Raw genomic sequence first — 20148 nt, forward strand, 5'->3', positions numbered from 1 at the left:
TACCTTCCGAGGCTTTCCGTGGATTCATGCAGAGCCGAATCCTTGTTTCTTAATATTGTCCGGAAGCTCTTCTTAGGCCCACACGTATTTCTAACGTTGAGAACTATATATTAGCATATAATTTTCGACAAGTTTTCTATTCAAACATGTAATTTTCAACTGACTTGCCGACAGGACGCAGGTTTCCTACATGGTGGTGCGTAACGGAGACGCCAGAGAATGATCCTTGACGCCGCTCGCCTTTCACTCATCAACCTGTTTGCGCCGGAGACGCGGTCGGTTTTCTGGAAAGTTCTGGGACTGACGGTGCTGGTGCTGATTGGCTTGTGGTTTGCGCTGCGCAGCATTTTCATCGCCTTCATCTTTCCTTTTGTGGCCGGGTTCTTTCCAGAAATGCCTGATTGGGCCGGGTGGCTGAGCTTCGCTTTTCTGATTGCCGCCGGTATCGGTCTTGGGCTTGGGCTGGCGCTCCTGCTTTCGCCGGTCACGGCTGTAATTGCCGGCCTTTTCCTCGACGACGTCGCCGAGGTAATCGAGAAGCGGGACTATCCGCAGGATGATCCGGGCAAGGCCATGCCGCTTGGTCCGGCAATGGCAAGCTCGCTCAAATTCCTCGGCGTGGTCATTGTCGGCAATATCATCGCGCTCCTGCTGCTGTTCATTCCCGGCGTCAATCTCGTGGCCTTCTTCCTGGTGAACGGCTACCTGCTCGGGCGGGAATTCTTCGAGTTCGCAGCCATGCGCTTCCGCTCGCCGCCGGAGGCGCGGCTGTTTCGCGTCAAGCATAGTCCAACCGTCTTTCTCGGCGGTCTGGTGATCGCACTTTTCCTGGCAATCCCGATTGTCAACCTGCTTACGCCGCTCTTTGCTGCCGGCATGATGGTGCATCTACACAAGCTGATTTCGGCGCGCGATCCCGGTTTTCGCGCCTGAGATTGAACAGAGAGGACTGTGTTTCTACTCGACGGCCTCGCCGATCACTTGTGGCGGTAGTTCGACCAGCGGTGCCGGGATATCGCAGCTCTTCTCCGGCGATTTGCAGATATCTGCGATCACGCATCGTTCGCATTCCGGGCGGCGGGCCTTGCAGGTATAGCGACCGTGCAGGATCAGCCAATGATGGGCGTGATAAAGGTAGTGTTTCGGCACGACCTTCATCAGCCGCTCTTCCACCTCGTCAGGCGTCTTGCCCGGGGCGAGCTTAATGCGGTTGGCGACGCGGAAGATGTGCGTGTCCACAGCCATGGTGGCCTGGCCGAAAGCCATCGACAGCACCACGTTGGCGGTCTTGCGGCCGACGCCCGGCAGGCGTACCAGTTCCTCACGTGTCTCAGGCACCCTGCCGCCGAATTCATCGACGAGCATCTGCGAGAGCGCAATGACGTTCTTCGCCTTGTTGCGGTAAAGGCCGATCGTCTTGATATAATCGCGCAATTTCTCCTCGCCGAGATCGAGCATCTTCTGCGGCGTATCGGCGACCTTGAAGAGCGCTCGCGTCGCTTTGTTGACGCCGGCGTCCGTAGCCTGGGCGGAGAGCGCCACCGCCACGACGAGGGTGAAAGGATTGGTGTGCTCCAGCTCGCCTCGCGGCTCGGGCCGCTGGATCGAAAAGCGGCGAAAGATCTCCTCGCGTTCGGCGAGGGAATAGGCGGTCTTCACCGCCGTCGCTGGCTTGCGGCGGACGATCACATTCGAGTTCTGCGATGGTTTGCTAACGGATTTGAGTTTCGGATTGGCCATGAAAAATCTATACTCAACGGTCATGATAGAAAGCAACGCCGACAGCCGCAACGAGCCGCCTGTTTTCGCAGCTGAGCTCTTTCCCTACCGCTCCCTTGGGCGGAAGGGCTTCAAGGTGCTGCTTGGTATTTCTGGCGCCATCTGCTTCATGTACGGCATGTTCTTTATCGTCACCGGCGCCTGGCCGATCGGCTTCTTCTTCGGGCTCGACTTTTTGCTGCTCTATGGCGCCTTCTGGCTGAATTACCGGTCTGGTAAGGTGCGGGAAGAAGTGACGGTTTCGCGCACGGATGTATCGGTACGCAAGTTCTCTCCGTCCGGCCGAATGACCGAGCATCATTTCAACCCGTTCTGGACACGCTTTCTCGTGCGCCGGCATCAGGAAATCGGCATTCTCTCCATGCATATTTTCGGGGAAGGCAAGCGCACGGATGTCGGCTCCTTCCTCAATCCTGATGATCGCGAGAGCTTCGCCAAGGCTTTCAAGGGCGCATTGGCGACGGTCAAACGGCGTATCTGAGAAATCACGCAAGAAACGGGTGGTTTGGCTGCCCGCCGTTGATTATCTCCTTTGTAAAGGAGAAAGACGATGAACATGATCGCGAAGCTCGAAACAGATATCACTCCTGATGGTCCGGATTACGACATCGTCCGTCAGGTCATCGAACTCATCAGCGAAGAATATCGCGACCAGCCGTCATTGGAAGCGATTGCTGCGCGGATGCATCAGTCGCCGACGCAACTCCAGAAGACCTTTACCCGTTGGGCTGGCCTGTCACCCAAAGCGTTCCTGCAGGCCGTGACGCTCGACCACGCCAAGCGGCTTTTGCGCAAGGAAGAGATGCCGCTGCTCGAAACCTCCATCGAGGTCGGCCTGTCGGGGCCGAGCCGTCTGCATGACCTGTTCGTCACGCATGAGGCGATGTCGCCGGGCGAATGGAAGGCGAAGGGCGGCGGTCTGACGATCCGCTACGGATTTCACATCTGTCCTTTCGGGACGGCACTCGTCATGGTCACGGAACGCGGTCTTGCAGGTCTTGCCTTCAGCGATACCGGCGATGAAAAGGCTTGCTTTGAAGACATGACCTGCCGCTGGCCGAATGCGGATTATATCGAGGACGCCCAAGCGACGGCGCCTTATGCGGAACGTATCTTCCAACCTGGCCGGTGGACGTCGGATCAGCCGCTACGCGTCGTGCTGATCGGTACGGATTTCCAGGTCAGTGTCTGGCAGAGCCTGTTGAAAATCCCGTTCGGCAAGGCTGTGACCTATAGCGATATCGCCAAGGATATCGGCCGGCCGACTGCGATGCGCGCGGTCGGTGCGGCTGTCGGTGCCAACCCGATTTCCTTCGTCGTGCCTTGCCACCGTGCGCTCGGCAAAAACGGAGCGCTGACCGGGTACCACTGGGGCCTGACCCGCAAACGGGCGATGCTCGGCTGGGAAGCGGCGCACGCCTGACCGATGTGACAGACGAAGCCGTTCAGGCGGCTTCGGCGAGTTCCAGCAGTGCTTTTGCCGCGCTCTCGTCGGTGATCAGCGTGTTGCAGCCGACACGCTTGATCGTTGCCCGGATCGCGACAGCGCGATGTGCGCCGCCCGAGGAGAGCACGATGTGTTTTGCCTTCTTCAGCGTATCGAGGTCCACCGACATCACCCGCTGATTGATCGAGTGGTCGACTGAGTTACCGTCCCTGTCCAGGAAGTTGAACATGGTGTCGCAGACGCAGCCGGCGTCGATCAACTGCTGCAACTCCGCCTTCGAAATCCAGCCTTCGGACAGTGAGGTCGAATGGGGGCCTATATCGCCGCAGCTGACGATTGCAAGATCAAGATTTTCGGCTAGCCTGTAGATCGTGTCCAGCCCGCATTTTTCGATAAGATTGCGTTTGGTCTCAGTCGAATCGACGAGCAGCGGCGCGAGAAACATGTAGCATTCGGCGCCCAGCTGGTTTGCCAGCCGCCAGGTGTAGTCGATCGGGTTCGTCTGGTGGACGGCGACGACGCCGCCGAGCAGGGAGACGACCTTGCAATTATCGCGGCGCGGTGGGCGGAAGCTTGCCAGCGAAGCCGTCATGGTGCGGCCCCAGCCGACACCGATCGTGTAATCGTCCGGTATTGCCTCCGACAGGAACTGACCAAGCGCCAGACCGACATTCTTTGCCAGCGAGTTCGCATCGCAATTGGCGGGCTCCGGAACGACGATCGCTTCGTCGAGACCGTAAGCTCTTTCGAGCTTGACCGATAATTCGACACAATCGCCGATCGAATCGTTGATCCAGATCTGCACTTCGCTGCGTTTCATCGCCTCGTCGAGCAGCCGGATAACGGTGGTGCGGCTGATGCCGAGTTGCTCGGCGACATCTTTCTGGGTCAGGCCTTCGTTATAGTAGAGCCATGCAGCCTTGAGCCTGAGCGACGAGGCTTCGGAATAGGCAGTGTGCGTGCCGCGTTTCAGCTTGACCACATCTCCTCCCGCGCCGATTCCGCCCTAGATCTTTGTCGTTGATAGCATAAGGTTGCGCTATCGGCATTGTTCCCGCGATAATGCCGGGTGTGACACTTATGTCAATTGAAATACACAAATGTCCTTGACTTTTCGTTGCGACAGCGGCGATAGTCATAACCGACAACGTCGTTCTTGTCCGTCCGAGGAGGACAATGTGCGGGCATGCGGAAAGTCACGACCGGCCCTTCAGCCGCAGGCGGTATCGCCTGCGATGCACCTGTTGTTTTCCAGAGCCTGGGACGAAGCCCTTGGGAACACCGCCAGTGCCTCTCACGTTTATGACTCATCCGTGACGGGCAAGCGTCTTTTCGCCTGCAGCATGCAAACCAGCTGTCCTTAGATCACATCTTCGCCGGGCGGAACTCGCGCCGGTCCGCAGCCCAAGTTCACAAAGGATTTTGACCATGACATCCAAGCTTGACCAACTCCGCGAGATTACAACCGTGGTCGCCGACACTGGCGATATTCAGGCTGTCGCTCGCCTGAAGCCGGTCGATTGCACGACCAATCCCTCCATCGTTCTCAAGGCGCTTGGCACCGAGATGTTCGCGGACGATATGAAGGAAGCGATCGCTTGGGGCAAGAAGCTCGGCGGTGATGCCGATGCTGCGGCTGCAGCCGTTGCCGATCGCCTTGCGATCTCCGTTGGCGCGGCACTCGTAAAGCTCGTTCCCGGCCGCGTTTCGACGGAAGTCGACGCCGATCTTTCCTTCGACATGGAAGCTTCGCTCAACAAGGCACGCAGCATCATCGCCGCCTATAAGGAGCGTGGCATCGAGAGGGATCGCATCCTCATTAAGCTCGCTTCCACGTGGGAAGGCATTCGCGCCGCCGAAATCCTGCAGAAGGAAGGCATCGACTGCAATCTGACATTGCTTTTCTCCAAGGCCCAGGCAGTTGCCTGTGCTGACGCCGGCGTGTTCCTGATCTCGCCTTTCGTCGGCCGTATCCTCGATTGGTACAAGAAGTCGACCGGCAAGGACTTCACCGCCGAGGAAGATCCGGGCGTTCTGTCGGTTCGCGACATCTACAATTACTACAAGGCCAACGACATCAAGACCGTCGTCATGGGCGCCTCCTTCCGCAATACCGGCGAAATCGAAGCGCTGGCCGGTTGCGATCGCCTGACCATTGCTCCGAACCTGCTCGACGAGTTGTCGAACGACCGAGGCAAGCTGGAGCGCAAACTTTCGCCGGAAACCGTCAAGCCGGCTCCGAAGATCGCGGTCGACGAAAAGACCTTCCGCTGGATGATGAACGAGGATGCGATGGCTACCGAAAAGCTCGCTGAAGGCATCCGCGCATTCGCGAAGGATCTCGGCACGCTGCGCAGCCAGGTCCGCAAGGAACTGCAGCTCGCTGCCGCCTAGGAGTCGGGCCAGCCGCTATTTTATGAAAGGCGCGGTGCCGCTGGCATCCGCGCCTTTTTCGTGTTGATATCAAAGGCATAGAAATGGAGGGAAAACGGTGGCTGACGAGGATGACGGAAATTCTCTCGTCTCGCTTGCCCATAAGCATGCGAGTTTCATCATAGCGGCCGCAGGCGGTTTCATCCTCTTTCTGCTCCTGACCTCGCGGGACGCCAGCGCCAGCAATATCCTGTTCGGCTGGAATGCGGCGGCGCTCATTTTCATTGCGCTCAGCTTGCGCAAGATGCTGCGGGCGACCGTTGAGAGCATCAAGAAGCGATCCGAAGATCTCGATTTTTCCGATAATTTCCTGCTCTTCCTGTCGATTGCTGCGGCCCTCGCAAGCATTGCCGGCATCGGCATCGAGCTTCATTCGATCAAGGATGCACCCGCCAATATCGCGCTCTGGCGGGCGGCTGCGGCGATCCTGACCATCTTAATCTCCTGGATTTTTCTGCACACGCTTTTCACGATCCACTATGCCCATTATTTCTACGGCGGCCCGGATAAGTACGAAGGGCTCAAATTCCCTGATGGTATCGAAGAGCCCGCTTATTGGGACTTCCTCTACTTCTCATTCACGATCGGTGTCGCGGCTCAGACCGCCGATGTCGCGGTGACCTCCACGACGATGCGCAAGTTTACCTTGCTGCACGCGCTGCTGTCGTTCCTGTTCAACACCACTATACTGGCACTGGCCATCAATGTCGGGGCAAGCCTGCTTTAGAGCCTTACCGTAGACCGGAAGACGCTCTCGAATTGGGCGAGATCGCCCGAGGCGACATCCGAAATCGCCCAGAACATCAGTCCCCCATCCGACCATTGCACCATGTTGTAACCGTCGTGTTCGGTTGTCGTCTGGGCGCTGGATGCGGCGGGCCAGATGAACAGGTTGATGATGTGGCCGTGGCGTCGGTAGACAAGGGCGGCAACGGCGCGGCCGCCGATATAATCGACGCGGCCACCGACCAGCGGGAAGCCATCCTTGGTGAGATCGCCGACGGGCGGCGAAAAATCGATCTTGCCGTTGAACCAGGGCTTTACGGTATGCTGATCTGAGGTCAGCACGTCGGTCAGGTGATCTGCCATCATGGAGCGGACATGGCTTGCCATGATTTCATTCTGCAGAATCAGGGTCTGCGACGGAGCATTGACGAACAGGAAGCCGCTCGCCGCCAGCACCGCCAGGGACGGTACGAAGCTCCACTGCCGGACGAAGTCGAAAGCACGGCGCCAGAAAGGCGGCTGATGTTGCGGTGGCCGGCCGGCGATGGTTGCCGTTTGTTCGAAAGACAGCAGGGAGAGAACCTGTGACCGCAGCGCCTCCGGCGGTCTCCAGCGAACGCCATCCTGATCGATGATCTTCCTCACTGCGCCAACCCTTTCCAACTCCGCCCGGCAATTTTCGCAGGTCGCGAGATGATTCTCGAACTGCGATGCGTGGACGGAATCAAGTTCACCGTCGATAAAACCGTGCAGCATGATGCGCCATTCAGGACAGGCTTTCTGATGGGCTTCACTCATCACGCTGTCTCGCTCCTGTTGCCTGCTTCCCAGGCTTCGCCAAATTCACGCCGGGCCCTCGCAAGACGCGACATGACAGTGCCGATCGGCGCGTCGATGATTTCGGCGATCTGTCGATAAGAGAGATCTTCGAGTTCCCGCAGGACGAGGATCTCCCGCATCGTTTCCGGAAGCCTGCTGATCGTGGCACGCACACGCTGCTGCTCGCTCAGCCGGATCAGCGCGGTCTCCGGAGAATCCTCCTCCGAGGCGATCTGAAAGCCTTCATCCTCATCGGGATCGGAGCTGCCGCTATCGTCCAGATGCCGCTCGAAATGTGCCTTGCGACGATCCTGCTGGCGCCAGACGTGGCAGCAGTTCCTGACGATGGCAAAGAGCCAGGCACGCGGATCGCCGCCACGATAGGCTTCAAAATTGCGATAGGCACGCAGGAATGCCTCCTGGACGATATCCTGAGCGGCGTCGCTATCGCGACTGAGGAAACGGGCGAAATTAAAGGCTGCGTCCAGATGCGGAACAATCACGTGCTGAAAGCGCAGCATGAACTCATGCTGTGCCGACGCATCTGCCGTCGAAGCGACCTGCTCGCTAACGGATTTCTCTGAGACCGAAAGGTGAAGCAGTCGCAGGGCGCCGGCGAAAAACGTCGCCAGCGCTGATGTTCGAATGCGGGTCTTCGACATTTGCCGGGTGAGCAGCAGCATGCAGCCGCTGGACCCGACGGGATAGGCGATCTGAGCGTTTGTCATCATCCTCCCTGCCTCAACAGCAGCCGATTTGGACGTGAGACCCGCGGTCATCTGCGGTCCCTGCAGTCTAGACCGATTGGCGTGTGATTTTATTCCAAATCGCGCCGATTTATTTGCGTTCAGCAGAGCGAAAGCCGCGTCGAGCGGAAATACGAACGTGTTTCCAATGATTTGTCAAAAATTTTGTTCGAGCCGGGAATAACAGCGCGCTGCCGTCGATCTAGTTCGTCAGCGAGGGCAGCCGAATGGTGGCGGTCTTCGCCGATCGAAATGCCATCAACAAGAGGAGGCATATTCATGTTTACCATGTCACGCCGCGCGGTCCTTGGATCGGCTGCCGCAGCGGCCGCGTTCGGCCTGTCGTCGAAACTTGAATTCGTCATGCCGGCACTTGCGGCCACACCCCTGGAGCCGACGGTCGGTTTCTACAAATACAAGGTCGGCGATATCGAGGTGACGGCAATCTATGACGGCATCTGGAAGAAGCCGCATGATCCGACCTTCATCAAGAACGCCTCGATCGAAGACACCAAGGAGGCGCTTTCCAAGGCCGGGTTGACGACCGAATTCATGCCGATCCCGCTGACGGTGGTCGTCCTGAAGATCGGCAGTCACATGATCATGATGGATGCCGGTTCCGGCGTCGGTCAGTGGCAGGAAAATGCCACCCATCTGCCGGCGAATATGGCGGCGGCCGGTATCGACTATAGGAAGATCGATACGATCATGATCTCACATTTCCATCCGGACCATGTCTGGGGCCTGATGGAAAAGGGAACGAACAATCCCGTCTTCCCGAACGCCGAGCTCATCGTCAACGCCGTTGAATATAACTGGTGGACGGAGCCCGGCCGCGTCGAAAAGCTTGCCGAAGGCCGCAAGCCCGCTGGCAAGCGTATCGCCGACGTCTTCCCGAAATGGAAGAATTGGAAACTGGTGAATGACGAGGCAGAGGTTGCGCCGGGCATGACGCTTCTTTCAGCGCCTGGCCATACACCCGGCCATTCGACCTACCTCGTCAGCTCCGGCAACAAGCAGCTGCTCGTTTCCGCCGACATCATGTACGTGCCGGCGCTGCTCGCCCCGCATCCCGACTGGCAGGGCAGCTACGACCAGGACGGACCAATGGCCATCGACACGCGCCGCCGTCTCATCGATCGCGTCATTGCCGACAATATCGCGATCTGCGGCTCGCATTTTCCGTTCCCCGGCTCAGGCACCTTCGTCAAGGACGGAAATGCCTATGCCTTCACCCCGACAATCCAGGCCTGACGGGCCGAAAGGAGATATCATGGTAAAGATCAGGAAATATGTCGTTCTGACTTTCATCGGCCTTTGCGCAGCGTCCGCCGGCTTTACAGCGATCAGTGCTCTGCCGGCTTTTGCCGTCGACAACATGGAATCGACTGACGCCCCCGATCTCACTTCGGTGCGCGCCAAGATCGACGCTAAGGACTATGCCGGCGCGCTCGCCGAACTTCGCGATATTGCCGAAGATAATCAGCAGGCGGACGTCTATAATCTGATGGGATTTACGCTGCGCAAGACAGGCGATTACCGGACGTCGCTGACATATTATACCAAGGCGCTGGAGCTTCAGCCCGATCACAAGGCGGCACATGAATATCTGGGTGAACTCTACGTCGAGACCGGCGACATGGCGAAGGCCGAGGAGCAGGTATCCATGCTGAAGCAGCTTTGCCCCGTCGGCTGCGAGGAACTTGACGACCTTGAGAAGGTTATTGCCGCAAAGGGCGGCAATTGACCTGCACATCAACGACGGAAGCAGGCGGTTTCGCCGCCTGCTTCCGGAATAGTGGAGGTTATGATGGAAAATGCTGCAAGCAGGCCTTCTCTGGCCGACCTCATTCTTCTTCTGGGCAGGATTCTCCTGTCCTTGATCTTCCTGCATGAGGGGTTTTCGCTCATCGCGACTATCACCGTGACGCTTGATACGTTCGAAAAGCTTGGTCTGCCGGCACTGGTGGCATTTGGCGTCATTGCCCTGCAGATCGGCGCCGGCCTTTCCATTGCCGCCGGTTTTCTCAGCCGGTTCGGTGCGGTGGCCCTGGGGCTATTCTGCCTCGCGACCGCCTTACTGTTTCACACCAATTTCGCGAGCCAGAACGAGTTGCTGCACTTCGAGAAGGACTTCGCAATCGCCGGTGGCATGTTCGTACTGGCGGTTTCGGGTGCAGGATCGATATCGATCGACTATCTCGTGAAAAGCCAGCTGAAGGGAATGCACCCCTGGCTGACGGCAGTGCTCTAGCACTTTCATCATCGAGCCATGACCGCCGTCGTCCCGTCGCCCCTGGCCGGCCCCTGGCTAGAAGATCGCCTGTCCGGCCATCAGCGCCAGGATGAGGAAGATCAGGAAGACGACGAGGAATATGCCGAAGAGAACGCGGGCGATCGTCGCGGTCGCCGCGGAGATGCCGGAGAAGCCGAAAAAGCCGGCGACGATTGAAATTACCAGGAATATCAAAGCCCATTTTAGCATGGATATCTTCCTTCCGTGATTGTTGGAAGAAGACGCTTCAAAGCCGATTTTGTTCCAAATCGTTTAAAATGGAACAGCGTTCCTTAAAAGCCTATTTCTCTGGCCTGCAAGGGCTTTTCAAAGATGCAACGATCTGTTTCAAGGGAAGCGTCATCGATTTGCCCCATCGACGAAAGCCATTTCCATGCACGTATTTCTGGACCCTCAGGTCATTTCCGCCTACCTCGAAGTCATCATGATCAACATTATCCTCTCGGGGGATAATGTGATCGTCATCGGCATGGCAGCTGCCGGCCTTTCCACCGAACTGCGCGGGAAGGCAATCGTCACCGGCATTGCCGCAGCAGCCGTCATTCGTATCGTTTTCGCCGTCATTGCCGCACAGTTGCTCGTCATCAAGGGCATTAATCTCATCGGAGGCCTTCTGCTTCTATGGATCTGCTGGACGATGTTGAAGGAATTGCGTGAAGCGGAGGAAGAGGAGGCCGAGCAGGAGGCCGGCCACCATGCTCACAAGCCGAAACTTTTCCGGCAAGCGATCGGCCAAATCATCTTTGCAGATCTTTCCATGTCGCTCGACAACGTGCTGGCCGTTGCAGGCGCTGCGAAGTCGAACATGAACGCCTTAATCTTCGGACTGATCCTTTCCGTCATTCTTATGGGCGTCGCATCCAATTTCGTGGCAAAGCTGCTCAACCGCTTTCGCTGGATTGGCTGGATCGGCCTCGCTATCATCATCTATGTGGCGCTCGACATGATATGGGAAGGCGGCTGGGAACTGTTCGCGCTTTATAATCAGGCCTAGATTTTCAGGCTTGAAAGCAGTGAAATGAGCTGTGACTGACGCTGCGTCCCAGTCTTGGCAAGGACCCGTTTCACGTAGCCCCGGGTCGTTTCATAGGACAGTCCGGATATTTCGGCGATCTGCCGTGGCGACGAACCTTCCATGAGCAGGCGCGCGACAGTTGTTTCTTGTGGGGTAAGCGCGAAAAGCCGGCGCAGAAGGTCACGGCTCGGGGTCGCGCGTTCGGAAAGATCAGTGATGATGGCGACTGCAGCAGAATGCGAGAAGAGATCGGCCGTCACGCCATTCAGCCGTTGAGCGCGGACCACCAGCGGTGCCTTGCCCGGACGGGAAAGCAGGACGGGTGTGGAAACGAGGGGATTGGCGAAAGGCTCTTTTGAAAGGATCGCCTGCAGGTGGCGCCGCAGCGCCCCGGTCTCTTCCTGACTGATGCCGACGAGTTCCCGATCCAGGATACGGATATTTCCGTCGAGCAGTTTCTCCGCCCGCTGGTTCAGCCGAGTGATACGCCCGGCACGATCGAAGAAGATGACGGCGGTACCGGCGAGCTCGAAGGCCTCGCTCATGCTATCGATCTTGGCGACATGCAGTGCGCGGATGATTTCGGCCGCGGCGGTCAACCTAGACTGCATTTTCACGAGCAGCCGCTCGTCGTCGTGATCGAACGGCTGATCTTTGATCCGGCGCTGCAGATTGAGGCTTAACATCGTATCGCCTGCAGTGAAGCCGACCATGGCGGAATAGCGGAGGCCGAAGCGGGCCAGAAACTCCGTGTAGAAGCTGTGGTGGTCGAATTCCTCCTCGCCGGCGATGTCGTGTTCGATGATGACGCCCTTGGTCATCGCAACCGCCAAGCCACGTTCGCGAAAGTCGCGCTTGTACCACTCTTCGGCAAAATAGACCTGGAAGGCTTCCAGCAGGTTCGGCGTGCTCAGAAAACCAGATGGGAATTTCCCGCGGACCGGCATGATATGCGTCCCTACGGAACTGGTGGCTTGGCTGATCTGCTCCAGCGTGCGCTCCCAGCTCCCCGGCACCAGTGCGGATTCCAGCAATCCCTCCAGGGCCGTTTCGAGCTCGGATATATCGATGCGTGTCGCCATGGGTAAGTAATGCCTGACCGATTTCCGTGATCCATTGAAGAATCACACTTATCGCGAAGCGCCACGTATTTACGAAATGGCAATTCCACGTTTAGAAATATTATCTGCAGTTGTATTATGACAAAGTGACAAAAGTCACTGATGGCGACAGCGACTTTTGACGCTGATCAAGAAACTTTTATTCAACTATCCGTGATTGATCATCACATGGCGGACAGCCGTATAGTCTTCCAGGGCATAGGCAGATAAGTCCTTGCCATAGCCTGATTGCTTCAAGCCGCCATGCGGCATCTCATTGACCAGCATGAAATGCGTATTGATCCAGGTGCAGCCGTATTGGAGCTGGGCCGCAGTCTTCATGCCGCGGCCGATATCCTTGGTCCAGACGGAAGAAGCGAGGCCGTAATCGCTGTCGTTTGCCCAGGTTACTGCATCCTCTACATCGTTGAAGCGGGTGACCGAAACAACGGGGCCGAAAACTTCGCGGCGAACGATCTCGTCTTCTTGCGTGGCGCCTGCAACAACAGTCGGAGTGAAGAAGAAGCCCTTGTCGCCAGAGACCTTGCCACCGGTGGTGATCTCCATGTGCTTGTGTTCGGAAGCGCGCGTGACGAAGCTTTCGACCCGGTCACGCTGACGCTTGGAAATCAGCGGGCCGATTTCGTTCTGCGTATCGTCGGCCTGGTTGAAGCGGATGCTGGAGACAGCCGAGGTCAGGTCGGCGACGAAATTGTCGTAGACCCTGGCGTCGGCATAGATCCGGCAGGCGGCTGTGCAGTCCTGGCCGGCATTGTAGTAGCCGAAGGTGCGGATACCGGCGACAACGGCCTCGAGATCGGCATCGTCGAAGACAATGACCGGCGCCTTGCCGCCAAGTTCCAGATGGGTGCGCTTGACCGTTTTGGCGGCGGCCTGCAGCACCTTCTTACCGGTTGCAACATCGCCTGTTATCGACACCATATTGATTTTTGGGTGGTTGATCAGTGCGTTGCCGACGCTCTCGCCGCGGCCGAGGATGACATTGACCACGCCTTCGGGAAGGATATCAGAGAGGAGCTTCGCCATCTTCAGGGCCGTCAAGGGCGTCTGTTCGGAAGGTTTGAAGACGACTGTATTGCCGCCGGCAATCGCCGGCGCCAGTTTCCAGGCCATCATCATCAATGGATAGTTCCACGGCGCGATCGAGCCGACGATGCCGATCGGATCGCGACGGATCATCGAGGTGTGGCCGGGAAGATATTCGCCGGCGACGGGTCCATGCAGGTTGCGCACCGCACCGGCAAAGAAGCGGTAGCAATCGACGATGGCGGGGATTTCGTCATTCAGAACGGCGTTGATCGGCTTGCCGCAGTTGAGCGCCTCCAGGGTGGCGAAGCTCTCGGCATCCCGTTCAATGACATCGGCGATCTTTAGGAGATAGGCGGAGCGTTCTGACGGCGTGGTGCGAGCCCAGCCGACAAAAGCCTTCTCGGCGGCATCGACGGCGGCATCGATCTGACCCAGCGAGGCTTCGGGAAGGTTCAAAACCGTCTCGCCCGTCTTCGGGTTCAGGATGTGCTCTTCCGTTTCCGTGCCGGTCTCAAAGCGGGAACCGATCAGCATTTGCGTGTCCATGGGCGTTCTCCCTGTCGTTGGTGGAGTGAGGTGGGACAGGAAAGCGTTTGACACTTTCCGTATTCCCGCTCCGGGTTATTTGCCGGCGCCGGCGATCTGATCGCCGTCACGTGTGAGGTAATAGGCTGCCAGGATCGGCAGGAAGGTGACGAGCACGACGACCACAGCGACCACATTGGTGACTGGGCGCTGGCGCGGGCGGATCAGTTCTTCGAGCATCCAGATCGGCAGGGTGGATTGCTGGCCGCCGGTGAAGGTGGTGACGATGACTTCATCGAAGGACAGAGCAAAGGCAAGCATTCCGCCGGCAAGAAGCGCAGTACCGATATTCGGCAGGATGACATGGCGGAAGGTCTGGAAGCCGTCGGCGCCAAGATCCATCGAAGCTTCGATCAGCGAACTGGACGTGCGGCGGAAACGGGCGACGGCATTATTGTAGACGACAACGACGCAGAAGGTGGCGTGGCCGAGCACGATCGTCCAGACGGAGAAGGGGATGTCGAACAGGCTGAAGGCGGAGCGCAGTGCGATGCCGGTGATGATGCCAGGAAGCGCGATCGGCAGGATTACGAGCAGCGATATCGCTTCGCGACCGAAAAATTTCGTCTGGCTGACGGCTGCTGCGCCCAGGGTGCCGAGGATCAGCGCAATCGCCGTCGCGATGCAGGCAACCTGCAAGGAGAGGCCGAGTGCCGACCAGACATCCGGGCGGTTCCAGGCAATGCCGAACCATTGCAGAGTCAAGCCCGGGGGCGGCCATTGATAGCTCTTCTCTTCCGTCGTGAAGGCGTAAACGAAGATCAGCAGAATCGGCAGATGCAGGAAGAGCAGGCCGCCGGCAGCCGCGAGTTTGAGAATGAGGGGGGATTTCTGTCCACGGTCAGAGCGCATCGAAGGCTCCCATGCGTTTGGCAAGCCATAGATAGATCGCCATGATGACGATCGGCACGACGGAGAAGGCGGCAGCGAGCGGCACGTTGCCGGCCGTTCCCTGCTGCGTATAGACTGCCTGGCCGATGAAGAGGCGGGACGAGCCGATGATCTGCGGGATGATGTAATCGCCCAAGGTCAGCGAGAAGGTGAAGATCGAGCCGGCGACGATGCCGGGCAGGGCCAGCGGGAAAAGCACGGTTCGGAAGGTCTGGTGCGGCGTGGCGCCGAGATCCGCAGAGGCCTCGATCAGGTTGCCGGGCACGCGCTCGAGCGCGGCCTGTGTGGGCAGGATCATGTAAGGCAGCCAGATATAGACGAAGACGATGAAGGTTCCGAGGTAGCTGACGGAGAGGGAGTTGCCGCCAACGATAGGCAAGGCAAGGACGCCGTCGAGAAGCCAGGATAGATGGAGCTTCTCGAAAAGCCAGGTGAGGATGCCTTCCTTCGCAAGGATCAGCTTCCAGGCATAGATCTTCACGAGATAGCTCGACCAGAGCGGCAGCATGATGCCCAGATAGAAGAGGGCCTTCCATTTTCCCTGCGCGTAGCGTGCTGCATAATAGGCGATCGGGAAGGCGACGAGGGCAGAGGTGACCGTTACCAGCGCGGCCATCAGGATTGTTCTGACGATGATGTCGAAATTGCCGGGATTTAGGAGCTGCGCATAGGTATCGAGGGTGAACTCGTAATTCACCATCCCCGAGAAATCATCGATCGAGAAGAAGCTCTGCAGCAGCAGCGCGATCAGCGAGCCGATGTAAATGATGCCAAGCCAGAGCAATGGCGGCGTCAGCATCAGGAACAGAAGCAGTTTCGGATGGCGCCAGAAACTGTCCGACAGCCGGCCGAAGAAGCCGCCGCGCCGTGGCAGGATCGAGGTTTCCGGCTTGGTGATCGCCAAGGCCGTCATGCCGCATCATCCATGTAGTGGACGTCGCCCTGCTGCCAGACGAGGCGAATGGCGGTGCCGATATCTGGGATTTCGCTGCCGGCCGGCAGCATGACATGAAGGCGCAATCCCTTGATATCGACGGTCAGGCGAGTCGCGGCACCCAGGAAGCTCGCATTTTCGACCCTGGCTTCGATGCCGTCAGCGGCAAGGCGGATTGCTTCCGGCCTCAAGCTCGCCCAGCGCTTCTCGCCGCCGAGGGCCCTCATGATATCGGGAGAAATGACATTAGATGAGCCGACGAAATCGGCGACGAAGCGTGTCTTCGGGCGACGGTAGATATCCTGCGGCGTGCCCTGCTGGACAATGCCGCCATTGTTGAAGACCGCGACACGGTCAGCCATCGAAAGTGCCTCGCCCTGATCGTGGGTGACGAAGATGAAGGTAATGCCGAGCGCCCGCTGGAGGCTTTTCAGCTCTTCCTGCATCTGTTCGCGCAGCTTCAGATCCAGAGCACCGAGCGGCTCGTCGAGCAGTAGCACTCGTGGCTTGTTGACGAGCGCGCGGGCGAGCGCCACGCGCTGTCGCTGGCCGCCGGACAGCTGACCGGGGCGGCGGCTGCCATAGCCCGGCAATTTCACAAGTTCCAGCGTCTTTTCGGCCTCTCTGATCCGCTCCGCCTTGCCGACGCCTTTCACCATCAGTCCGTAGGCGACGTTGTCGAGGATATCGAGATGCGGGAAGAGCGCGTAATCCTGAAAGACGGTGTTGACGTTGCGGCGATAGGGCGGAACATGCTCGGCGGTTTCGCCGAAGATTTCGATATGTCCCGATGTCGGCTGCTCGAAGCCTGCAATCAGCCGCAGGCAGGTGGTTTTGCCGGAGCCGGACGGGCCGAGCATGGCGAAGAACTCGCCGGGCGCGATCTCAAGATCGACGCCGTCGACGGCGCGAACGGCGCCGAAATGGCGAGAAACCTTCTCGAAACGGACGGCAGACGTCATGGGGGCTCCGAATTTATATCATTGAAAGCGGAGGCTTGATTTGCCTCCAAACCCCTCCCCGCGCGGGGGAGGGGCTTAGTCTGCCGCGCCCACGCTCAAACCCTGCGGCGTTTCGGCAGGAATGCGGCGATGCCTCTCAAACGTCCCACTTGTGCGGAGTGTTGAAAGGAGGTTTTGGCCAGATCTGCCGGCTCGGCGTTATCGCCCGCCGATCACGCCGATATAATCCGATACCCAGCGATGATAGGGCACGCATTCGCTCTCGCTCGCGCATTTGGCGACGGGCGTCTTCCAGAACTTGATCTTGTCGAAGTGATCATAGCCATTCGTGTCGCAGCCAGCGTCGGTCAAAAGTTCGTTGCCCTTGCAGGCTGCCGGAACCGAGGGGACGGCGCCAAACCAGGCGGCGGCATCACCCTGGACCTTGGGCTTCAGGGAATGCTCCATCCACATATAGGCGCAGTTCGGGTGTTCGCTGTCGGCGTGCAACATGGTCGTGTCAGCCCAGCCGGTCACGCCTTCCTCAGGGAAGGTGGAGGCGATCTTCTGCTTGTCGGCCTGCAGCAGGTTGACCTGGAAGGGCCAGGAGCCGGAGGCCACGACACCTTCGTTCTTGAAGTCGTCGACCTGGATCATCGCATCGTGCCAGTAGCGCGAGACGATCTTGCGCTGACCACGCAACAGGTCGAGCGCAGCCTTGTACTGGTCTTCGTTGAGTTCGTAGGGATCCTTGATGCCGAGGTCGGGCTTGTGGGCCATCAGATACATGGCCGCATCGGCGATATAGATCGGGCCATCATAGGCCTGGACGCGGCCCTTGTTGGACTTACCATCAGGCAGGTTCTGTTCCTCGAAGACGATGTTCCAGCTTGTCGGCGCCTTATCCTTGAAGGTGTCGGTATTGTACATCAGCACATTCGGCCCCCAGAGATAGGGCACCCCGTAGTGGACGCCGTTCACCGTATTCCAGGGCGCATTTTGCAGGCGTTCGTCGACAGTCTTGAAGCTCGGGATGAGGTCGATGTTGATCGGCTGGACACGCTTACCGGCGACGAGACGGAGCGATGCGTCGCCCGAGGCCGTGACGAGATCGAAGCCGCCTTCATTCATCAGCGCCACCATTTCATCCGAGGTGGCGGCAGTCTTGACGGAAACCTTGCAGCCGGTTTCCTTTTCGAAGTCGGTGACCCAGTCGTAGTTCTTGTCAGTCTCGCCGCGCTCGATATAGCCGGCCCAGGCGACGATGCTGACGGCGCCTTCCCCCTTGCCCAATTTCTTGAGCGGTTCGGCAGCGACAACTTGCGTCACGAAGCTCAGGCTCGCGAGCGCAACAGTGCACGATTTCAGAAGATGTTTCATCGTCCGTCTCCCGGTTCGGTGCCGCTTTTGCGGCGCTTTGTTCCCGAAAGAAAAGGTGACGCGGAAACCCCGGTTTCGCAAATTCATTTATCAGAAAGCCGATATCGGAAATTCCGATATCTAGCGGGACCGCCCTGATCGCATATTCTCGGCGATGGCGACGAAATCGCGCGCCGCCTGCGGCAGACTGGATCCCTTTCGCCAGACGATGCCGACCTGCACGACGGGCAGGGAGCCGGAAACGTCGCGGCTTTCGATACGGTCGCCTTCCAGCGACCATGGGCGATAGACGAGGTCCGGCAGCAACGCCACACCGGCGCCGGTGGCGACCAGGCTGCGTACCGCTTCCACCGAGCGGGTACGGAAGGCGACGTGCGGGCGGGCGCCAAGTGCACTCAGGAGCTTGCCAGTATTCTCCTCGATTTCATCCACCGTCAGCATGATCAGCGGTTCGCGGGCGATATCGGCAACTGAAATGATATCGGCAGAAACGAGCGGGTGACCCATTGGCAGCCAGAGGCGATAGGGCGAGGTTTCCAGGATTTCGGCCTGCAGCGCCATGCGATCACGCAGATTTGAAATCACCATGACTGCGACGTCCAGTTCGCCGCCGACGAGCAGATGTTCGAGATAACCGCCATTGTCCTCGATGGCGCTGACCTCGACACCAGGGCAGGCGCGGCGGTAGCGAGCCAGCAAATCGGACAGGACGTAACCGGCGACGAGTGAGGTGACGCCGATATTCAGCGTGCCGCCCGCAGCATCCTGCTGACCTGAAAAACTGGTGCGCGCGTCGGAGACAGTCGCCAGGATTTTCGTGGCGTGACGCAGGAATTGGTGGCCATTATGGGTAATTGAGAGCCCTCGCGGGTGGCGTTCGAAGAGCGCAACGCCGAGGTCGTTTTCGAGTTCCTTCAGCGCCTCGGTGATCGAGGATTGCGAGATCGACAGGTTCTGCGCGGCGCGCGTGACCGAGCCCTGTTCGGCAACTGCGACAAAATATTGGATCTGGCGAAGCGTGAATGCCATGGCGTTTTAGAGCACGCGTTTCAGCGATCTGGCAAGCGCACCGGCGGCTGGACCTTTTTTGGTATTTTGCTAGTTCGGACAAAGTCGGACGGGCCACTTAAAGATTCCGAAACGTCATTTCCCTTAGTTTCACAGTCACTTGTATTGCGTTGGAGTTTTTAGATGGCGGAGCAGTTGGCGTGAAGGCCTTACTGCGCATGTTCCGGCCTTCCCGGAAATTGGCTTTAATCATCGGTGGCAGCGCCCTGTTGGCGGGCGTTTCCGGCGGCGCGGCGGTTTATGTCGGTAAAGACAGGCTGCTGGGCGACGGGGAATCTGCCGATGGCGTTGCCTGCACCGACGTCAATCTCGTGACGATCAAGAAGCAGGACCACGTCTGGGTCCGCAAATACATCAAGACCGAACCCGTCGACGGCATGACACGCGTCAAGACGGCGCTGCGTGTCGCACAGGCGGTATATTCCGCTCAGAAGCCCGACCTTGTACAGGTCGTGGTGCTCGATGAAAACGGTCCTTCCCTGCGTTCGGATATTCGCGGTCGGGCGATCGGCGCCGACGTGGTCTATATCGCCCATCCAGACAAAATGGTCGAAGGGCTGAACGACAAGCCCTATACGGCCCGTTATTACGACGGCAAGGCCAGCGAGCGAGGGCTGTTCTATGGCGAGCGCATCGACCTGCCGGACGATCAGATTGCCGCGCTGAACGCCGCTCTCAAGGATCCTGCCGATTGCATCGATCCTGTTGCCGTCGCCTCCACCAAGGGAGAAGGCAAGGCAGCAGGCGGAGCGCCGGCCAAAGAACCCGAGGAGCCGTCCGCTAAAGAACAGGCGGCTAAGGATGCAGCCACTCCAGCGGAAGCTGCTCCCGCAGAGGAACCGCTGGCGAAGAGCGGACACTAGACTCGAAACAATTAAGGTCGCCGGCGGCTATATGATCTGAGGGAAGACCTCAAAAGAAAACGGAGCGTCCATCCG

The 20148-nt window shown here is 58.5% G+C and carries 22 protein-coding genes; 10 read left to right on the forward strand and 12 right to left on the reverse strand.

All coding sequences use genetic code 11. The annotated features are described in order from the left end of the window. The first annotated feature begins 219 nt into the window (after positions 1-219). Entirely contained in the window at positions 220-933 is a 714-nt protein-coding gene (locus tag FHX08_RS27945) for a sulfate transporter family protein (RefSeq protein ID WP_132657140.1), read from the forward strand. A gap of 24 nt (positions 934-957) precedes the next feature. Here FHX08_RS27945 and nth read toward each other — a convergent pair whose 3' ends face one another. Then, entirely contained in the window at positions 958-1740 is a 783-nt protein-coding gene (gene nth, locus FHX08_RS27950) for an endonuclease III (RefSeq protein ID WP_132657139.1), read from the reverse strand. A 22-nt stretch (positions 1741-1762) separates the two neighbouring features. Between nth and FHX08_RS27955 the strand changes: the two genes are divergently transcribed. Together FHX08_RS27955 and FHX08_RS27960 are read left to right on the forward strand one after the other, a co-directional pair. Then, positions 1763-2260, forward strand: a complete 498-nt coding sequence (locus tag FHX08_RS27955; RefSeq protein ID WP_132657249.1) for a DUF2244 domain-containing protein — start codon at positions 1763-1765, stop codon at positions 2258-2260. 69 nt (positions 2261-2329) lie between these two features. Further along, entirely contained in the window at positions 2330-3202 is an 873-nt protein-coding gene (locus tag FHX08_RS27960; protein WP_132657138.1) for a bifunctional helix-turn-helix domain-containing protein/methylated-DNA--[protein]-cysteine S-methyltransferase, read from the forward strand. Positions 3203-3224: 22 nt separating this feature from the next. On the opposite strand, the gene FHX08_RS27965 is transcribed toward FHX08_RS27960, so the two are convergent. After that, on the reverse strand, positions 3225-4208 hold the full coding sequence (locus tag FHX08_RS27965; RefSeq protein ID WP_132657137.1) for a sugar-binding transcriptional regulator: 984 nt from the start codon (positions 4206-4208) through the stop codon (positions 3225-3227). A gap of 446 nt (positions 4209-4654) precedes the next feature. Here FHX08_RS27965 and tal point away from each other — a divergent pair, with 446 nt between their 5' ends. Both tal and FHX08_RS27975 read left to right on the forward strand, forming a co-directional pair. Continuing rightward, entirely contained in the window at positions 4655-5620 is a 966-nt protein-coding gene (gene tal / locus FHX08_RS27970; RefSeq protein WP_132657136.1) for a transaldolase, read from the forward strand. 97 nt (positions 5621-5717) lie between these two features. Beyond that, on the forward strand, positions 5718-6386 hold the full coding sequence (locus tag FHX08_RS27975; RefSeq protein WP_132657135.1) for a DUF1345 domain-containing protein: 669 nt from the start codon (positions 5718-5720) through the stop codon (positions 6384-6386). On the opposite strand, the gene FHX08_RS27980 is transcribed toward FHX08_RS27975, so the two are convergent. Both FHX08_RS27980 and FHX08_RS27985 read right to left on the reverse strand, forming a co-directional pair. Further along, positions 6383-7183, reverse strand: coding sequence for an anti-sigma factor family protein (locus FHX08_RS27980; RefSeq protein WP_132657134.1), 801 nt, complete (start codon positions 7181-7183; stop codon positions 6383-6385). The genes FHX08_RS27975 and FHX08_RS27980 overlap by 4 nt on opposite strands. Further along, complete coding sequence (locus FHX08_RS27985; protein WP_132657133.1) at positions 7183-7935, reverse strand: sigma-70 family RNA polymerase sigma factor; 753 nt, start codon at positions 7933-7935, stop codon at positions 7183-7185. Before FHX08_RS27985 ends, FHX08_RS27980 begins: the two co-directional genes overlap by 1 nt. A gap of 294 nt (positions 7936-8229) precedes the next feature. Between FHX08_RS27985 and FHX08_RS27990 the strand changes: the two genes are divergently transcribed. From FHX08_RS27990 to FHX08_RS28000, 3 genes are read left to right on the forward strand one after another with little or no spacing between them, the layout of a single operon-like run. Then, positions 8230-9204 carry an MBL fold metallo-hydrolase gene (locus tag FHX08_RS27990; RefSeq protein WP_132657132.1) on the forward strand — a complete coding sequence of 325 codons (975 nt, stop codon included), beginning with the start codon at positions 8230-8232 and terminating at the stop codon, positions 9202-9204. Positions 9205-9232: 28 nt separating this feature from the next. Beyond that, entirely contained in the window at positions 9233-9697 is a 465-nt protein-coding gene (locus FHX08_RS27995) for a tetratricopeptide repeat protein (protein WP_184328115.1), read from the forward strand. A gap of 60 nt (positions 9698-9757) precedes the next feature. Further along, positions 9758-10204, forward strand: a complete 447-nt coding sequence (locus FHX08_RS28000) for a DoxX family protein (protein ID WP_132657130.1) — start codon at positions 9758-9760, stop codon at positions 10202-10204. A gap of 57 nt (positions 10205-10261) precedes the next feature. Here the strand turns inward: FHX08_RS28000 and FHX08_RS28005 are convergent, their stop codons facing one another. Then, on the reverse strand, positions 10262-10435 hold the full coding sequence (locus FHX08_RS28005) for a DUF1328 domain-containing protein (RefSeq protein WP_007817547.1): 174 nt from the start codon (positions 10433-10435) through the stop codon (positions 10262-10264). Positions 10436-10619: 184 nt separating this feature from the next. On the opposite strand from FHX08_RS28005, the gene FHX08_RS28010 reads away from it, so the two are divergent. Beyond that, positions 10620-11240, forward strand: coding sequence for a YjbE family putative metal transport protein (locus FHX08_RS28010; protein WP_132657129.1), 621 nt, complete (start codon positions 10620-10622; stop codon positions 11238-11240). On the opposite strand, the gene FHX08_RS28015 is transcribed toward FHX08_RS28010, so the two are convergent. From FHX08_RS28015 to FHX08_RS28045, 7 genes are all read right to left on the reverse strand, one after another. Continuing rightward, complete coding sequence (locus FHX08_RS28015; RefSeq protein ID WP_132657128.1) at positions 11237-12343, reverse strand: helix-turn-helix transcriptional regulator; 1107 nt, start codon at positions 12341-12343, stop codon at positions 11237-11239. The genes FHX08_RS28010 and FHX08_RS28015 overlap by 4 nt on opposite strands. A 186-nt stretch (positions 12344-12529) precedes the next feature. Then, complete coding sequence (locus FHX08_RS28020) at positions 12530-13957, reverse strand: gamma-aminobutyraldehyde dehydrogenase (protein WP_132657127.1); 1428 nt, start codon at positions 13955-13957, stop codon at positions 12530-12532. Between the two features lie 75 nt (positions 13958-14032). Next, positions 14033-14848 (reverse strand): ABC transporter permease, encoded by an 816-nt coding sequence (locus tag FHX08_RS28025; protein ID WP_132657126.1) that lies wholly within the window; start codon positions 14846-14848, stop codon positions 14033-14035. Next, on the reverse strand, positions 14838-15800 hold the full coding sequence (locus tag FHX08_RS28030; RefSeq protein WP_132657125.1) for an ABC transporter permease: 963 nt from the start codon (positions 15798-15800) through the stop codon (positions 14838-14840). The genes FHX08_RS28025 and FHX08_RS28030 overlap by 11 nt, the downstream gene beginning before the upstream one ends. Beyond that, positions 15797-16783 (reverse strand): ABC transporter ATP-binding protein, encoded by a 987-nt coding sequence (locus tag FHX08_RS28035; protein WP_132657124.1) that lies wholly within the window; start codon positions 16781-16783, stop codon positions 15797-15799. Before FHX08_RS28035 ends, FHX08_RS28030 begins: the two co-directional genes overlap by 4 nt. 198 nt (positions 16784-16981) lie before the next feature. Further along, complete coding sequence (locus tag FHX08_RS28040) at positions 16982-18142, reverse strand: ABC transporter substrate-binding protein (protein WP_132657123.1); 1161 nt, start codon at positions 18140-18142, stop codon at positions 16982-16984. Positions 18143-18262: 120 nt separating this feature from the next. Next, positions 18263-19171 (reverse strand): LysR family transcriptional regulator, encoded by a 909-nt coding sequence (locus FHX08_RS28045; protein ID WP_184328075.1) that lies wholly within the window; start codon positions 19169-19171, stop codon positions 18263-18265. Between the two features lie 179 nt (positions 19172-19350). Between FHX08_RS28045 and FHX08_RS28050 the strand changes: the two genes are divergently transcribed. Then, positions 19351-20073 carry a hypothetical protein gene (locus tag FHX08_RS28050; protein WP_132657121.1) on the forward strand — a complete coding sequence of 241 codons (723 nt, stop codon included), beginning with the start codon at positions 19351-19353 and terminating at the stop codon, positions 20071-20073. The last annotated feature ends 75 nt before the right edge of the window (positions 20074-20148 follow it).

The sequence above is a fragment of the Rhizobium sp. BK529 genome (assembly GCF_014194105.1).
Taxonomy (GTDB): Bacteria; Pseudomonadota; Alphaproteobacteria; order Rhizobiales; family Rhizobiaceae; genus Rhizobium.

Coding starts and splice junctions, on each gene's coding strand:
- tal (WP_132657136.1), top strand. CDS start 4,655: ATGACATCCAAGCTTGACCAACTCCGCGAGATTACAACCGTGGTCGCC.
- FHX08_RS28035 (WP_132657124.1), bottom strand. CDS start 16,783: ATGACGTCTGCCGTCCGTTTCGAGAAGGTTTCTCGCCATTTCGGCGCC.
- FHX08_RS28020 (WP_132657127.1), bottom strand. CDS start 13,957: ATGGACACGCAAATGCTGATCGGTTCCCGCTTTGAGACCGGCACGGAA.
- FHX08_RS28015 (WP_132657128.1), bottom strand. CDS start 12,343: ATGGCGACACGCATCGATATATCCGAGCTCGAAACGGCCCTGGAGGGA.
- FHX08_RS27960 (WP_132657138.1), top strand. CDS start 2,330: ATGAACATGATCGCGAAGCTCGAAACAGATATCACTCCTGATGGTCCG.
- nth (WP_132657139.1), bottom strand. CDS start 1,740: ATGGCCAATCCGAAACTCAAATCCGTTAGCAAACCATCGCAGAACTCG.
- FHX08_RS27980 (WP_132657134.1), bottom strand. CDS start 7,183: ATGAGTGAAGCCCATCAGAAAGCCTGTCCTGAATGGCGCATCATGCTG.
- FHX08_RS27945 (WP_132657140.1), top strand. CDS start 220: ATGATCCTTGACGCCGCTCGCCTTTCACTCATCAACCTGTTTGCGCCG.
- FHX08_RS28025 (WP_132657126.1), bottom strand. CDS start 14,848: ATGCGCTCTGACCGTGGACAGAAATCCCCCCTCATTCTCAAACTCGCG.
- FHX08_RS28010 (WP_132657129.1), top strand. CDS start 10,620: ATGCACGTATTTCTGGACCCTCAGGTCATTTCCGCCTACCTCGAAGTC.
- FHX08_RS27955 (WP_132657249.1), top strand. CDS start 1,763: ATGATAGAAAGCAACGCCGACAGCCGCAACGAGCCGCCTGTTTTCGCA.
- FHX08_RS27985 (WP_132657133.1), bottom strand. CDS start 7,935: ATGATGACAAACGCTCAGATCGCCTATCCCGTCGGGTCCAGCGGCTGC.
- FHX08_RS28045 (WP_184328075.1), bottom strand. CDS start 19,171: ATGGCATTCACGCTTCGCCAGATCCAATATTTTGTCGCAGTTGCCGAA.
- FHX08_RS28005 (WP_007817547.1), bottom strand. CDS start 10,435: ATGCTAAAATGGGCTTTGATATTCCTGGTAATTTCAATCGTCGCCGGC.
- FHX08_RS27990 (WP_132657132.1), top strand. CDS start 8,230: ATGTTTACCATGTCACGCCGCGCGGTCCTTGGATCGGCTGCCGCAGCG.
- FHX08_RS28030 (WP_132657125.1), bottom strand. CDS start 15,800: ATGACGGCCTTGGCGATCACCAAGCCGGAAACCTCGATCCTGCCACGG.
- FHX08_RS28040 (WP_132657123.1), bottom strand. CDS start 18,142: ATGAAACATCTTCTGAAATCGTGCACTGTTGCGCTCGCGAGCCTGAGC.
- FHX08_RS28000 (WP_132657130.1), top strand. CDS start 9,758: ATGATGGAAAATGCTGCAAGCAGGCCTTCTCTGGCCGACCTCATTCTT.